The 15,338-nt window shown below is 69.0% G+C and carries 11 protein-coding genes and 1 pseudogene; 6 read left to right on the plus strand and 6 right to left on the minus strand.

Translation table 11 applies throughout. The features are described 5' to 3' along the window. Nucleotides 1-199 precede the first annotated feature (199 nt). On the minus strand, nt 200-1,177 hold the full coding sequence (locus ALI144C_RS10160) for a methyltransferase family protein (RefSeq protein ID WP_076986780.1): 978 nt from the start codon (nt 1,175-1,177) through the stop codon (nt 200-202). 62 nt (nt 1,178-1,239) lie between these two features. Beyond that, complete coding sequence (locus ALI144C_RS10165; RefSeq protein WP_076986781.1) at nt 1,240-2,184, minus strand: aldo/keto reductase; 945 nt, start codon at nt 2,182-2,184, stop codon at nt 1,240-1,242. Nucleotides 2,185-2,261: 77 nt separating this feature from the next. On the opposite strand from ALI144C_RS10165, the gene ALI144C_RS10170 reads away from it, so the two are divergent. Further along, nucleotides 2,262-2,984 carry an SDR family NAD(P)-dependent oxidoreductase gene (locus ALI144C_RS10170; RefSeq protein ID WP_083752898.1) on the plus strand — a complete coding sequence of 241 codons (723 nt, stop codon included), beginning with the start codon at nt 2,262-2,264 and terminating at the stop codon, nt 2,982-2,984. Nucleotides 2,985-3,077: 93 nt separating this feature from the next. Here the strand turns inward: ALI144C_RS10170 and ALI144C_RS10175 are convergent, their stop codons facing one another. Next, on the minus strand, nt 3,078-4,427 hold the full coding sequence (locus ALI144C_RS10175) for an amidohydrolase (protein ID WP_143230556.1): 1,350 nt from the start codon (nt 4,425-4,427) through the stop codon (nt 3,078-3,080). A gap of 113 nt (nt 4,428-4,540) precedes the next feature. On the opposite strand from ALI144C_RS10175, the gene ALI144C_RS10180 reads away from it, so the two are divergent. The 5 genes from ALI144C_RS10180 to ALI144C_RS10200 are packed head-to-tail and all read left to right on the plus strand — an operon-like array spanning nt 4,541 to nt 9,817. Further along, nucleotides 4,541-5,644, plus strand: a complete 1,104-nt coding sequence (locus tag ALI144C_RS10180) for a zinc-binding dehydrogenase (protein ID WP_076986783.1) — start codon at nt 4,541-4,543, stop codon at nt 5,642-5,644. 34 nt (nt 5,645-5,678) lie between these two features. Then, a complete protein-coding gene (locus tag ALI144C_RS10185) occupies nt 5,679-6,638 on the plus strand; it encodes an aldo/keto reductase (protein WP_076986784.1) in 960 nt (319 codons plus the stop codon). Between the two features lie 4 nt (nt 6,639-6,642). Then, the gene (locus tag ALI144C_RS10190; RefSeq protein ID WP_076986861.1) at nt 6,643-7,635 is read left to right on the plus strand and encodes an alpha/beta hydrolase; all 993 of its coding nucleotides are present in this window, start codon (nt 6,643-6,645) and stop codon (nt 7,633-7,635) included. Further along, nucleotides 7,632-8,603, plus strand: a complete 972-nt coding sequence (locus ALI144C_RS10195) for an alpha/beta hydrolase (RefSeq protein ID WP_076986785.1) — start codon at nt 7,632-7,634, stop codon at nt 8,601-8,603. The genes ALI144C_RS10190 and ALI144C_RS10195 overlap by 4 nt, the downstream gene beginning before the upstream one ends. After that, the gene (locus ALI144C_RS10200) at nt 8,600-9,817 is read left to right on the plus strand and encodes a multidrug effflux MFS transporter (RefSeq protein WP_076986786.1); all 1,218 of its coding nucleotides are present in this window, start codon (nt 8,600-8,602) and stop codon (nt 9,815-9,817) included. Before ALI144C_RS10195 ends, ALI144C_RS10200 begins: the two co-directional genes overlap by 4 nt. On the opposite strand, the pseudogene ALI144C_RS58995 reads toward ALI144C_RS10200, so the two are convergent. The 3 genes and pseudogenes from ALI144C_RS58995 to ALI144C_RS10215 form a co-directional block, all read right to left on the minus strand. Beyond that, nucleotides 9,811-11,003 (minus strand): annotated as a pseudogene (locus ALI144C_RS58995) (APC family permease); the annotation flags it as partial. The gene ALI144C_RS10200 and the pseudogene ALI144C_RS58995 sit on opposite strands and share 7 nt — an antisense overlap. Before the next feature lie 193 nt (nt 11,004-11,196). Beyond that, nucleotides 11,197-11,862 carry an HAD family hydrolase gene (locus tag ALI144C_RS10210; protein ID WP_076986787.1) on the minus strand — a complete coding sequence of 222 codons (666 nt, stop codon included), beginning with the start codon at nt 11,860-11,862 and terminating at the stop codon, nt 11,197-11,199. Nucleotides 11,863-11,923: 61 nt separating this feature from the next. Continuing rightward, nucleotides 11,924-15,337, minus strand: coding sequence for an RICIN domain-containing protein (locus tag ALI144C_RS10215; RefSeq protein ID WP_083752899.1), 3,414 nt, complete (start codon nt 15,335-15,337; stop codon nt 11,924-11,926). Nucleotide 15,338 lies beyond the last annotated feature (1 nt).

Raw genomic sequence — 15,338 nt, forward strand, 5'->3', positions numbered from 1 at the left:
TCCTTCTTTCGGGGAGCTGGGCTGCCTGCGGGAATCACACACCCACCGGTGGCGGGTCGGGCATCGCCCCCGCGGGCTCGTCAAGCCAGTGGTGAGATCTGGCTCACCCGTCGTGCGGGATAGTCTACGACTGTCGGCAAAAAAATCAACGGGTCGATGACCAGCCGTTATCTTTGCGCCATCAGGAAAAGATCCAACTTCAGACCGCGTGGGCAACCAGTACGCGCGGACTGCCAGGCAAAGCCAGGACATCACGCGGCCGCCAGCCCGCTTCCTCGAGCCACGCACGCACCTCGGCCTCGGGGTACACGATCGTTCCGTCGATGACGAAGTACTCCCCCGCGTGCAGCGCGTCGATCGGCCGCTGCCGCTCGTCGTCGTCCAGGAAGAAGTCCAGCAACAGCAGCGTGGCCCCCGGGCCCGCCGCGGCACGGGCGTTGGCGAGGATCTTGCGGTTCTGTTCGGGCGTGAACCGGTGTACCACGTGGTTGACCATGACGATGTCGTGCTCACCACCGGGCGCGGCCGACTCGGTCTCCGCCGGTTCGATCGTCGCGCGGTCGGCCAACCCGGCCGCCACCAGCGCGTCGGTGATGCCCTGGGTGGCCATCGGGGCGAAGACGAACCGCACCGCCAGGTCGGGATTCGCCCGCATGGCGCCGATGGCGAACTCCGGGGACAGCCCGCCGAGGTCCACCATGGACTTGTACGGCGCGAAGTCGAACTCACGAGCCAGCATGCTGGCATGCAGTGCGTTGTAACGCATCACGCCCGCCATGAACGTCGCCCACCGGGCGTCGTCCATCTGCAGGTCACCGGGCTTGGTCGTGTCCACTGTGGCGTCGAACTGCAACCAGTGGCCGTAGCTGATCTCGTTGAGGAATGTCAGGAAGGGAGCCAAGTCCGTCGTTGACTGACCGCCAAGGAAGGCGGCCGCGTCATCGGCGAGACTGTAGCGGCCGTCCGCGCGGTCGAGCAGCCCTTGTGCGTTCATCGCGTCGGCGAGGATCCGAGCCATCTGCTCGCTGACGCCCGTGGCGCCCGCGATCTCGGCGACCGTCTGCGGACCGTCGGCGAGCGCGCGGAACAGTCCGATCCGGGACGCCGCGAACAGCTGTTTCGCCCCCATGTAACCGATGGCGATGTCGACGATGCGGTCCGGGGTTGGTGCGGCCATCGTTGGCCCCTCTCAGTTGACCTCTCGGGAGTTTCTACGACTGTAGACAAAAAGCGCGGCGGTCACCAGGTGCCGTCCGCCGCGACTTCCCGGTCCAGCCACAAATCGCCGGTGAGCGCACGGATCCGCTCCGCACCGACCCGGTCGAGCAGCTCCACCGCGCCGACGTTGTCCTCCAGCTGGGCGAGGCGCGAGGCGCCGACCAACACGTTGGCCGTCGCCGGATTCGCCAGGCAGAAGGCGATTCCCAGACGCGCCGGGGTGGTGTCCAGCTCACGGGCGATGTCCCGCACGCGCGGCCGGACGTCGACGATCTTCTCCCTGATCCCGCCGACATCCGCCCCGATCTTGCGACCGGGCTGGGAATTGCCCACCAGGATACCGCCTTCGAACACGTCGGACGCCTGCAACGCCAGCTCACCGGAGTCGAACAGCGGCTTGTAGCAACCGCCTTCGGCCATGGATCGCCGCACGAGCCCGTACTTGAGCTGGGCGAAAGCCGGGGGCACCAGGCCACGGCGGTGTGCGATGTCGACAGCGGCTCGCAGGTCGGCGTACTTCCAGTTGTTCACGCCCCAGGTGGTGAACCGCCCGTCCGCGATCTCCTCGGCCACATCCGCGACCACGCGCTCGACGTCGAGGTCGCCGAAGTAGTCGCCGACGACGACCATGTCGGCGTGCTCGACGCCGACCCGCTCGAGCGAAGTGGTCATCTGCTGCGCGAAACCGGTACCGGGATAGTCCCAGAGCCACAGTTTGCCGCAGTAGAGCCAGTCCGCGCGGGCCAGGCCCGCCTCGCGGACCGCCTTGCCGAAGATCAGGTCCGTCCGGGAGTTCTCGGCGTGCGGGCCCATGTCGTAGTGGGCGACGTCGAAGAAGGCGCAGTCGAGCTCGGCGGCGCGGACGATCATGGCCACGGCCTCGTCGAACTCCATCCGATCCCACGTGTGCCACGAGCCGAACGACAGCACGGGCACCTCCCGGATCCCAAGTTGGCGGTAGCGCACTGTTTCCTCCTGGGGTACAAGGGGTTTATTTTCTACGAACATAGACAATAAAGTCCACCCCGTGGAAGGGACCGCTGATGACCGCCACCCGTACCGTCCTGGTCACCGGAGGAGCCGGAGGGATCGGCCGCGCGATCGCGACGGCCTTCGCCAAAGCGGGCGATGACGTCGTCGTCGCCGACATCGACGGCGTCGACGACGCCGCGGCGGCGCTCGGCGTGCGCGGCGTGACCATGGACATCACCGACGACACGTCGATCGCCAAGGCACTCGACGAAGTCGCCCCGGTCGACGTGCTGGTCAACAACGCGGGCCTGCTCAGCGTGCACGGCAGGCTGCTGGAACTGCCCGCGCCGGACATGCTCCAGATCCTGCGCACGAACGTCCACGGCACGTTCCTCATGACACAGCAGGTGGCACGCAGGATGGTCGCGGGCGGCAGGCGGGGTGTGATCGTCAATCTGTCGTCCATCGGCGGCCGCCAGCCGACCCCCGGCATGGGCGGCTACGAAAGCAGCAAGGCCGCCGTCGACGCGCTGACACGCTGGGCGGCCGTCGAGCTGGCCGAGCACGGCATCCGCGTCAACGCAGTCGCCCCAGGACCGGTGCTCACGCCCATGCTGGCCGCGGGGATGCCGGAGGGATCCGCGGCTCGTGCGGCATGGGTGAGCAGAATTCCGTTGCGGCAGATGGCTTCCGTCGAAGACGTGGCCTCGGCGGTGATGTTCCTGGCCAGCGAGGGCGCCGCCCACATCACCGGCACGAGCGTGCCCGTGGACGGCGGCCAGCTGCTCACCTGATCCCACCCCCCGGCCGTTGTGCAACCAATGTGGCCTTCGTTGCGTCTGGCGCTACGAAGGCCACATTGGTTGCACAACGGCCGGGGGTGGGGGCTACCGTTGGTGGACCACGCGCCCGCCGAGGACGGTCATGTCGACGTCCACATCGGGCAGTTCGGCGGCCGTCACTGTCAACGGATCCGCAGCCAGCACACAGAGATCGGCCACCATTCCTTCGGCGAGCGTGCCTTTCCACGTCTCCGCACCGTCCTGACGAGCGGGATTCACGGTGTAGCACCGCAGCAGCGTCTCCACGCGGTCGCGTGGGTCGTCGGCGGGCCCCATCCACTCGTCGGCGGCGGCGATCTCGCGGCGCCAGTCGGGCGGCAGGACGGGCGCGTCGGAGGTGAGGCAGAGCGGGATGCCGACGTCCAGGGTTTCCCGCAACGGCCACGTGTTCCGCGCACGATCCGCCCCCAGGACAGCACCGACAGCGCCCGCGGTCCGGACCGCGATCCCCGCCTGCGTCGACAGGCCGACGCCCAGCCGGGCCATTCGCTTCAACTGGGCGGGATTCACCATGTCGCCGTGGATCACGTAGTGGCGCAGGTCCACGTCGCGCTCGGCGCGGGCGCGTTCCACGGCGTCCAGCATGAGCTCGATCGCGCGGTCACCTGTCGCGTGCACACCCACCTGGAGTCCGGCGTGGTGGGCCTCGATGATCATCGTGGTCAGGTTCTGCTCGCGCTCGGCGTCGTCCTCGCCCGCGACGAGCAGTTCCGCGTGCGACCCGTCGGCGTAGCAGTGGTGGGTGTAGGCCGACTGCATGGGCGGGATGCCGTCGGCGAAGATCTTCACACCGGCGAAGTTGAGCGTCGCCGGGTCGGAATCGCCGCCACCCAGCGCGGCCAACCCGGCCCGGTAGTCGTCCAGGGTGCTGGGACCGTCGAGTTCGCCGTACAGCCACAGCGCCGTGACACGGGCGCGCAACAGCCCCTCGGCCGCAAGGCTCCGGTACTGCTCCACAACGGACATTCCGAACGCCCCGGCGCTGCCCGCGTCCTCACCCGGACCGAGGCCCGGCTCGGTGTAGCTGGTGATCCCCAGCCGCGCCAGCAGATCCCCGGCCTTGAGGATGGCGGATCGGCGTTCCTCCGGCGTGCACAGAGGACGATCCGGACCGGGGCCCGGAGCCGCGTGGTCGCCGAACAGGGTGTCCGGCCACAACGCGCCGAGCCACGTCGCGTGCAGGTGGGCGTCGTTGATCCCCGGGATGACCGCCCGTCCGGCGAGGTCGACGACCTCGGTACCCGGGCCGATCAGGTCACGCACGTCCGCGTCGGCGCCGACGCGCAGGACGCGTCCGGACCGGACAGCCAGCGCCGTGCCGGACTGGGCTTCCGGGCCCGCGAAGGTGTGGACCGGTCCGCCGCGCAGGACCAAGTCCGCGACTGGTTTCGGCACAGACGCTCCCGATGTGTTCTGGGGTCTCGACATTTTTGTCGACGCACGTAGACTAACCCATCACGCGGCCATGTCGCGCACATCCACATCCGCGATGCGGCGGAAGGAGCCCGATGACCGTCCCGACCTCCACCCGTGCGGCGGTGCTCACCGAACACGGTGAACCCCTGCACATGGCCGAACTCCTGCTGCCCGCGGAGATCGAACCCGGCGCCGCGCTGGTGCGCGTCTCGTGCGCCACGCTCTGCGGCACGGACGTGGAGATCTGGTCCGGCAAGATGTCCTTCCCCGGCATGCTGCCGATGGTCCTCGGCCACGAGATGGTCGGCGAGGTCGTGGCGACCGGACCGGACACCCGTGACGCACTGGGCCGGGAGATCCCGGTCGGTGCCCGCATCGGGTGGTCCGAGTCGACGTGCGGCGAGTGCTACGGCTGCTCGGTCCTCCGCGAGCCCGTCGCCTGCTCCCGCCGTGGCTACGGGTTCCTGCAACGCTCGGACGTGCACCCGTTCGCCACCGCCGGGCTGTGCGAGTACGCGTACGTCGTGCCGAACGCCGCGAAACTGCTGCTACCGGACGAAATCCCCGACACGTGGGCGGCGATGGCGGGCTGCGCGGCCAAGACGGTGTTACGGGCGTTCGCGCGAGCCGGTGGCGTGACGCCCGGGTCCCGTGTCGTCGTACAGGGATCAGGAGCGCTCGGCCTGTTCGCGACGGCCGTCGCCCGGATCTCCGGCGCCGGAACGGTGATCACGGTCGGCGCGCCCACGTCACGACTGCGGCTCGCCGGGGAGTTCGGCGCCGACGCCACAGTGGACATCGCCGACGGCGAGACCGTCCACCGTGTCCACGAGCTCACCGACGGGCACGGCGGGGATCTCGTGCTGGACTTCGCCGGAGCGCCATCGGTCGGTCACGAGGCCGTGGCGATGGCCGCGCAACGCGCGACCGTCGTCATCGTCGGGACCACCGGCCCGAACGACGTGCCCGTGCCGTTGGGCGCGTTGATGGGCAAGGAACTCACTGTCGTCGGCTCGCTCAACGGCGACATCGCCGACTACCACAACGCGATCGAGTTCTTCCGCTCGTTCGGCGACCGGATGCCGTGGGACTCGCTGTTCGGCGCGCCCGTCGGCCTGTCGGCCGCCTCCGAGCGGATCGCCGCGATGCAACGCCTTGACGAGGTCAAGGCCGTCATCGACCCCCGTCTCGACTGACCACCACTCCCGAGAAGGAGGCACTGTGTCATCAATGACCTCGCTGCCCCGCCGCCGCGTCGGAACGTCCGATGTGGAGGTGTCACAGCTGTCACTCGGCTCGTGGCACACCTACGACCGGATGGACTTCGCCGACGCCGTCACCATGATCCGCACCGCGGTCGCGGCAGGCGTGAACCTGTTCGACGTCGGCGTCTACGGCATACCCGGGATGGCGCCGGTGTTCACCGACGTGCTCTGGAGCGCGATCATGCGCGCGTCGGGCATCCCGCGCGAGGAGTACCTGGTCTCGGCGAAGCTCTGGATCGAGGGCTTCGACGACGAGCGCGGGTTCCGGCCCCAGCTCACCAACGCTTTCCTGCGTGGCGGATTCGACTACGCGGACCTGGTCATCCTCGGCGACCTGCGAGACGCCGAGGTCGAACTGGAGGACCTGGTCGACGACCTGTCGGGGCTGGCCCGTGCCGGGCTGGTCCGCGCGTGGGGCGTCAACAACTGGTCGGCGACGAACATCCGCGCACTGCGGGAGATCGCCGCGGCACGCGGAGTCGACGGCCCGCAGATCGCGCAGCTGAAGTACAGCGTGGCCCGGCGGTCCATTCCGGACGGTGAACCGTTCGCCAAGCTGTTCGCCGAAGGCTTCACGATGCAGGCCTCGGACGTGCTCGAAGGAGGCATCCTCACCGGCCGCACGGACCTGACTCGCGAGGTGGGCCGGGACCCCGGCGCTGTCCGGGACGCGATCGCCCGGTCGACAGCCGGTCTGGTCGAACTCGCCGAGAAGCTCGGCACAAGCGCGGCACGCCTGGCGGTCGCCTTCACCCTGACCCACCCCGCCAACGTCACCACGCTGTTCGGCGCGACCAAGCTGGCGCAACTCGAGGACAACCTCGCCGCGGTCGACCTCGTCGAGCAGGTTGGTGCCGACGAGCTGCGTGCTTTGGTCGAGCCGTTCTGGGCCGACCGTGGCGTTGTCGACCCGGAAGGGCCGTGACTTCATGAGTGAGGAGCTCGTCGTGACCCATCCCCCGGTCCCCTTCGACCCGGACATCGAGCCCGCGCTGGACGAGATCGTGCCGAAGGACGCCCCGGCGTACACCCCGGAGACGGTCCCGGCCATGCGCCAGGCCATGGCCTCGATGTTCCCGCCCGCCGCCGAGGTGGTCGGCGACGCGCCCGTCGACGTCGTCGAACGGACCGTTCCCGGCCCGGTCGGCGCACCCGACCTGGCGGTCACGATCCTCTCGCCGCGCGACCGGCAAGGACCGGTGCCCGCCCTGTACAACATCCACGGCGGCGGGATGATGGTCGGCCACCGCAACATGGACGTGTCCCGGCTGCTGGCGCTCGTGCTGGAACTGGGTGTGGTCGCGGTCAACGTCGAGTACCGGCTGGCACCGGAACACCCGCACCCGGCACCCGTCGAGGACTGCTACGCGGGTCTGGTGTGGACGGTCGAGAACGCGGACGAGCTGGGCATCGACCCCGACCGGATCGTGGTCATGGGCGGCAGCGCGGGCGGTGGGCTGTCCGCGGGCGTCGCGTTGCTGGCACGCGACCGCGGCGGGCCGCGCCTGGCCGGGCAGTTGCTGCTGTGCCCGATGATCGACGACACCAACACCACCGTCGCGAGCCACCAGTACAGCGGGATCGGCACGTGGACGCGGGAGGCGAACGCCGCGGGCTGGCAGTCGCTGCTCGGCGACGCCGTCGGGACCGACGCCGTGTCCCCGTACGCGGCGCCGACCAGGGCCACCGACCTGTCCGGGCTGCCACCGGCGTTCATCGAGGTGGGCAGCGCGGAGCCGTTCCGCGACGAGGACACCCAGTACGCGCTGCGGATCTGGGCCACCGGCGGACAGGCCGAGCTGCACGTGTGGAGCGGCGCGTTCCACGGGTTCGACCTCTACGTCCCGGACTGGCCGATCAGCCATGAGGCGCTGCGGACGCGCAACTCGTGGCTGCGCCGCGTACTGGGGTTGACCCAATGACCACACCCGTGCCGTACGACCCGGAGCTGGAGCCCGGCCTGGCCGCGTTCCTCGACCTGGTCGAGCGGATCCCGCTGCGCGCCGACACGATCCTGGCCAACCGGGCCCACTTCGCCACCATCATCCCGCCGATCGACCAGATGGTGGGCGACCGGCCGGTGGACGTCGAGGACCGCACGGTGCCCGGCCCGCCGGGTGCGCCCGACATCGTCCTGACGATCATCCGGCCGCGGGGCGGCGTGACGGACGCGCCCGCGTTCTACAGCATCCATGGCGGCGGAATGGTGCTGGGCAACCGGTTCTTCGGCGTCGACGGGCTCATCGACGACGTGCTGCTGTTCAACGCGGTCGGTGTGTCGGTCGAATACCGGCTGGCTCCGGAGAACCCCGCGCCCGCCGCCGTCGAGGACTGCTACGCGGGCCTCGTGTGGCTGGTGGACAACGCGGCAGAACTGGGCGTCGACCCCGGCCGGATCGTGGTGACCGGGGCCAGTGCGGGCGGTGGGCTCTCGGCCGGGGTGGCGTTGATGGCACGGGACCTCGGCGGGCCGTCGATCATGGGCCAGATGCTGCTGTGCCCGATGATCGACGATCGCAACGAGTCGGTGTCGACGCGGCAGTACGACGGGATCGGTGCGTGGGACCGCAACAACAACGACACGGGCTGGAACGCGCTGCTCGGCTCGTTGCGCGGCACCGAGCACGCTTCGCCGTACGCGGTTCCGGCCAGGGCCACGGACTTGTCGAACCTGCCGCCCGCGTACATCGACGTCGGCGCCGCGGAGATCTTCCGTGACGAGGCGACGGAGTACGCACTGCGGATCTGGGCCACCGGCGGACAGGCCGAACTGCACGTGTGGGCGGGCGGATACCACGGGTTCGCGGGCTTCTCGCCCGGCGCCGAGGTCTCCCGTGCCGCCGCCGCGGCACGGTTGTCGTGGTTGCGAAGGATCCTGCGGGCCCCGTGAGCAAACTCCGGATCGCGGTCGTCCTCGGCCTGCTGGAGATCTTCGGGCCGATCTCGATGGACCTCTACCTGCCCACGTTGCCCAGTCTGGCCACCGACCTGCACACCACGGAAAGCCTCGCGCAGGCCACGATGTCGGTGTGCATGCTCGGTCTCGCGTTCGGCCAACTGGTCCTGGGCCCGCTCAGCGACCGGTTCGGCAGGCGCACGCCGTTGCTCGTCGGCACAGGCCTGTTCGCGGTGCTGTCGTTGCTGTGTGCCGTGGCGCCGACAATCGAACTGCTGCTGGTGGCCCGGCTGTTGCAAGGGCTGTGCGGCTCGGCGGGAATCGTGATCTCGCTGGCTGTCGCCCGTGACGTGGCCGAAGGCGCCGAGCTGGTGCGGTTGCTGGTCATGCTGACCACGGTCGGCGCGATCGCGCCCATCGTGGCGCCGGTCGTCGGCGGCCAGCTCGCGACGGTGATGGACTGGCGTGGGATCTTCGTCGTGCTGGCGGGCGTCGGGGTCGCGTTGTTCATCCTGGCCGCCACCTCCCTCCCGGAGACACGGCCGTCCGGTACACGTGGCCGCACACGCGAGTTCCGGACTGTGCTACGAGACCCGGTGTTCCCGTGGTTCCTGCTGGTCAGCATGTTCGGCGGCGTCGCGTTCTTCACGTACCTCGCCTCGGTCAGCTTCGTCCTACAGGACAGCTTCTCGTTGTCACCACAGGTGTTCAGTCTCTGCTTCGCCGCCAACGCCGTCATGTCGGTGATCGGCGCCCAGGTCAACCGGGCGGTGGTGCGCCGCGCCGGGCCGACGCGGATGTACGTGATCGGCGCGACCACCACCGCGCTGTCGGCGCTGGCGATGCTGGTGTCAGTGCTGCTCGACGCCGGGTTGTTCGGCGTGCTCATTCCGTTGGCGCTGATGATGTTCACCGCCGGTGGGTCACAGGCCAACGGGTCCGCTCTCGCACTGGCCGATCACGGCGAGCGGGCCGGAACAGCCGCCGCGCTGCTGGGCACCTCCTCGTTCGCGATCGGTCCGGTGGTGGCGCCACTGGTGTCGTTGAGCGGAACCACTCCGCTCTCGATGAGTGTCACGATCGCCGTCGCGTACGGCTGCGGCGCCACCCTCGTCTGGATGGCTGTGCTGCCAAGGCTACGCCGTCGCGTGGCGGTTGTTGATCTCGAGTCGACAGGCCACCAAAACCCGTCGACGGCGGGTCAGTGACGCTTGGCGGCGACCCACCCGAGAACAAGCCCGGCGGCGAGAAGGATCAGCCCCCGCACCCACACCGCGCCCTCGATCTGGGTGAACAACAGGACACACGATCCGATGCCCAGGATCGGAATCACGAGAGGCACGCGAAAATGGTCGTTGTCGCTGTCCTTGTCACGCAGGAACACAACCGCGGCGTTGACAGCGAGGAAAACCACGAGCAGCAACAGCACCAGAGTCGATGCCAGGACAGCGACCGATCCGGTCAAGGCCAGCACGGCCGACAACGCAGTGGTGGCAACGATCGCCACCCAGGGAGTGCGCCGACGCGGCAACAGCCGCGTCAACGTACCAGGCAACATTCCGTCCCTCGCCATCCCATAAGCCAGCCGCGACGACATGATGCCGGTCAGCAACGCACCATTGGCCACGGCGACGAGGGCTATCGCGCTGAACACCCACAGCGGAACGGCACCTGCCGCACGGACGACCTCCAGCAACGGGCCGCTGGACGCCGCCAGCCGCGCGGTCGGAACCACCGCCGAGGCGACGACCCCTACCAGCACGTAGATCACTCCCGCAGTACTCAGCGCGGCGAGCAACGCACGTGGGTAGGCCCGGCGGGGTCACGGATCTCCTCCGCCAGGTTCACGGAAGTCTCGAATCCGACGAACGAGTAGAACGCCAGGACCGCACCGGCCAGAACCCCGGCGGCGGCGCCCTGACCGGCCACACCGACTTGGCCGAGGCGGGCCAGATCCGCGTCACCGCGCGTCATCACCCATGCGCCGAGCACGACGACGAGGATGAGCCCAGCGACCTCGATGAGGGTCGCCACCACATTGGCCCGCAGTGACTCTTTGATCCCCCTGGCGTTGATCAGGCCGAGGGCGACAAGGAAGATCACCGCTACCAACGGAACGGGCAACCGGACGAACTGGGCGAGGTAGTCACCGGCGAAACCGCGTGCCAAGGCCGCGACGGACACGACACCGGCCGCAAGCATGCAGAATCCCACGACGAAGCCCGCGAACGGCCCGAACGCGCGCTGGGAGTAGTGCGCGGCTCCACCCGCTCGCGGGTATTTGGTGGCGAGTTCGGCGTAGGAGCACGCCGTCAACATCGCGAGAACCAACGCCAGCAGCAGCGGCATCCAGACGGCGCCACCGGAACGCCCAGCGACTTCGCCGATGAGCACGTACACGCCCGCACCCAGGATGTCACCGAGGATGAACCAGAACAGCAAGGGGGTGCTGACCACGCGGTTCAACGTCGTCTTCGAGCTCTGGTCCACCGCACCTGTCTACCCTGCCTCGACAGTCCACAAACGAAACCGACACCGCGGTCTTCGTCGGCGACAGCTCGCACAGCAGATGAGCCGGGAGCCCGCGTCAGGCGAGCGGGGTGTCGTCCAGTGCCGCAGCGAGGTCGCCGGGCGTGTCGAAGATCGCGACGGCACCCGCGTCCCGCAACTCGTCGTCCCCGAAACCACCCGAACGGACGACGATCGCAGGCATCCCGGCGTGGCCTGCCGCCTTGACGTCCCACACCGAGTCGCCGACCATCACACTCGGCGCGTCGGCCGGTACACCCAGCTTGTGCAGCGCCATGTGCAGCAGGTCCGGCGCCGGTTTGGACGCGTCCACGTCGGCGCTGGTCGTCCAGGCGTCGGCGAGGTCGCGGGCATCCAGCTTGTCCAAGAACACATCCACGTGGCGCTGCTGAGCGGAACTGGCCAGCACCAACCGGTGACCACGATCCTTGATGGCCAGCAGGAGGTCGCGAGCACCGGGCAACGGCGCCATCTCGTCGAGCAACGCGTCGGCCTCCTTGCCCTGCCGCTCCCGGGCCTCGTCGCCCACCCGGCGCTCCAGGTCCTCACCGCCCAACGCGGTCAGCAGCTGATCCCCTCCCATCCCGATCAGCCGGTGCAGCCGCCACACCGGCCACACCTCGCCCACCTGGCGCAGAGCCCGGTACCAGGCCAGCGCGTGGTGGTAGTTGGAGTCGATGAGCGTCCCGTCGATGTCGAGGACGGCGATAGCAGAACCGGTCACGCTCGGTGGCTACCCGCCGCCACTGTGTCTCAACCACGCAGGACGGCGGGTTCACCGGGGTTCAGAGCTCCGCGCGCAGGTAGTAGCTCTGGTTGGTCTTGGCCACGACGCCGCAGCGCCACTGGATGAGCACGCCGCCGTTGTCCTGGCTGTAGCCCGAGACGTCCAGACACTTGCCGCTGTGCGCGGCCCGCAGTTCGGTCACCAGGTCCAGGCCGACACCGTCGACGTACTCGAGGCGGAACTGCTGGTTGGCCTTGGGCACACCGGCGTTGCCACACGGGAACTGCTGGACGGCGGCCTTGTCCTGGTGGGACCAGCCCGCGATGTCCACGCACATGCCGGAGACCGCGTTCTCGACGGTGTAGTACGGGCTGGCGCCGATCCGCTTCACCAGGAAGGTCTGGTTCTTCGCGGTGGCCACGCAGTCCGCCTGCTGCAACGGGACAGCCTGCAGCTTCACCTTGTCGGCGGGCACTTCGACGCACTTGTCGCTGTGCCGCGCCACCAGCCGGTACTTCCGGGTGGTTTCGACGTGGACCGCGGGCCGGGCGTCCCCGATCCGGCCGGTCCAGTCGACGCGTTTGCCGCCGAAAGCGGTACCAGTCGACGCGTACGTGTACAGAGCGCGTTGCCCGTCGCCGGTGTCGTACAGGGCGGCGACGTCGGCTCGGCCGTCACCGGTGAAGTCACCCGCGGTGAGCACGGCCCGGGACATCTCGAAACTGCGCTCGGCGCCGCTGCTCCACCACGGCTTGTGCGTCCAGGAACCACCTGCCGAGCTGAACGTGATCATCTGCGCGCTGGCGTCGCCGTTGTCGTACACCGCAACGACCTCGTCCTTACCGGCCGCGTCACCGTCCACATCGCCGACGAGGAACCGGGCCCGGTCACGGTCGAACATGCTCAGTCCGCTGTCCCACTGTTGCGCAGGCGCCGCGAACTGGCCCTTGTTCGACGTGTGCAGCCACAGCTTGGTCTGGTCGTCCGGGTAGCCGCGGAACACGCCGATGTCGTCATCGCCGTCGCCGTCGAAGTCCCCGGCCACCGGGCTGAAGTCCCGGACGTCGGCCTTGCCCGCGCCACTGTCCCACTGCTGCACGGGACCCGCGAACTGACCCTTGTTCGACGTGTGCACCCAGAGCTTGGTCTGCGCACCGGCATAGCCCTGGAAGACGCCGATGTCGTCGTCACCGTCACCGTCGAAATCCCCGGCCACCACGTGGGCGGTGGACAGCCGGTACCTGGTGTCGCCGGTCCACGCCGGGCCGCTGCCCGCCAGGATCTGCGTGCCGTCCGAGTTCAGCAGGTACAGCCCTGTCTTCTGGCCGGGATCCTCCCGGAAGATCGCCACGTCCGACCGCCCGTCGCCGTTGAAGTCACCGCGGGCCGACCGGGTGGTGGTCGCCGGGAACCCGCCGTTGACGCCCGTGTCCCACCCGATGTAGCCACCGGCGAACCCACCGTCGCGGGACAGGAAGTTCCACACCGCGGTGCGCCCGTGGCCCTGGTCGAACACCTGCGTCACGTCGGCCCGCCGGTCCCCGTTCGTGTCGCCCCTGACCGGTTTCGCCGATACCGCACGGGCCTTCGCGTTGACCTCCCACTCCGGTGCCGACGAACTCATGTTGCCCGCACGGTCCACTGTGCGGACGTACAGCCGTTGCGGGATGCCGGACGTGCCACCGGGCTGGTCGGGCCACAACGTGATCGGCACGGTCGCCTTGCCCTGGTGATCGGCCGCGACCCGCAGCGGCACCTCGGGACTGAACCCGTAGGCGAACCCGGCGGTGTCGCTGTCGGCCGCTGTGAAGGACACCGAACCGGTCTCCCCGACCCATCGGACCGCTGCCCCGTCGGGGAAGTCGGTGGAGCTGACCGTGGGGCTGCCCGGCGACACGACGTCCACCGTGAAGTAACACGTCTCGGTGTAGGGACCGAACGTGTTGCTCGGGTCCACGAGCCGCGAGCGGTAGGCGAAAACTGTGCCCGGTTGGTCCTCCGGCAGCACACCGGCGGGCAGCGTGGGCCAACTGAACGCCGTTCCCGAGCCGACAGTGGCCCCGTTCAGCGTGGTGAGCACCGCACCCGCGCGCAGGATCTCCAGCTGGCCGGATACGTTGCTGCCGTCCGGGTCACTGGCCACCGCGGAGAAGCCGGGCGTCGAGGTGTTCAGCGCGGTCGGCGCCTCGGCGGTGCCGCACGGCGTGGGCGGCACGGTGGACAGACTCGTCGGCACGCGGGGTTTGGTGTTGTACTCGACCAGCAGGTGCGCGGTGGCGGGGAAGAACTTCTTCCACTGGTTCTTGTCGAGTTCGTTCTGCGCGCGCAGGCCGAAGCTCATGGTCTCGTCACCCCGGTCGGCCGCGCCCTGGACCGCGTCGAACAACGCCGGTGAACTGAACGCCATGGGCAGGTCCGGCTGGGACTTGCCGCACCCACCGGCGTCGTTCGCGTTGCCCTTGCCGGTCCACAGCTGCTTGACCCAGTGCCCTGGCACGCTGTTGTTCCACGTCAGCTTCTTGGCCGGGTCGATCTCCCTGGTCTGCCACAACTCGACGGGGGTCGGCCCGCACGACGCGGAGTGGTCCAGCGTCATCGTGACGTACGCCTTCCGCACGGTCGTCCCGATCAGCTGGGCGGTGTTCATCTGGAACAACGACCGCCACCGCCCCACGGTGCCGTCCCAGTTCAGATACCCCGTCCGGAGAGCCTTCCGGTTGTGGTCGTCGTCCCAGTACGGCGTGTCCTTCGCACGCTCGTTCACCAGGGTGTGGCGGTACTGCTTGGCGTCGAACGAAGTACCGAGGGACATCGGGTACTCCGTCGGCTGTTCCCGCCGGGTCAGCTGCCCGTCGCCGGTGAACGCCGCCGCGCCGCGTTCACCGGTCTCGAACCGGAAGCCGCGCAGCACGGGGTTGGCTGCCGCCTGTGCGTCGCGGATCACCAGTTCCGGGGCGAACCCCGCAGCACTCACGTGCACCTTCAGGTCTACTCCAGGCAGCACCTGTGCATAGGTGGCGGTATCACCGGAGAGTTCCGGCGACGGCAGCACACCGGGCCAGGACAACGACATCTCCTTGCCTTGCAGGGTTGCCGTCACCAATGGCCCAGTGCCTCCACCGGACAGTTTCACGCCAACCACGGTCGCCTTGGGCGCTACTACTCCGTCGGTACCGCGAACCAGGGTGGTGTCCACCGGAACCCACGCGTTGTCCTTCCGAGCCCGCACAGGCAGCAGATACTGCTCCAACGTCCTTGTGCCGGACGGGTTCGCGAAGACACGGGCTGTCTCGGTGCGCAGACCGGTCACCTCGACCTGTTTGCCCGTGGTCCGTGCGATGGTGGCCGCGGCGACCTCATCCACTGCTTCGGTCGGGGGCAGGGCTTGTGCGCTGGGGAGTGGCGGCAAAAAGGACATCCCCGCGGCGGCCACCGCCACCATCACAGTGGCCGCCCGTCTGGATTTCAGCACG

The organism is Actinosynnema sp. ALI-1.44, assembly GCF_001984155.1.
In the GTDB taxonomy this organism is placed as follows: Bacteria; Actinomycetota; Actinomycetes; order Mycobacteriales; family Pseudonocardiaceae; genus Kibdelosporangium.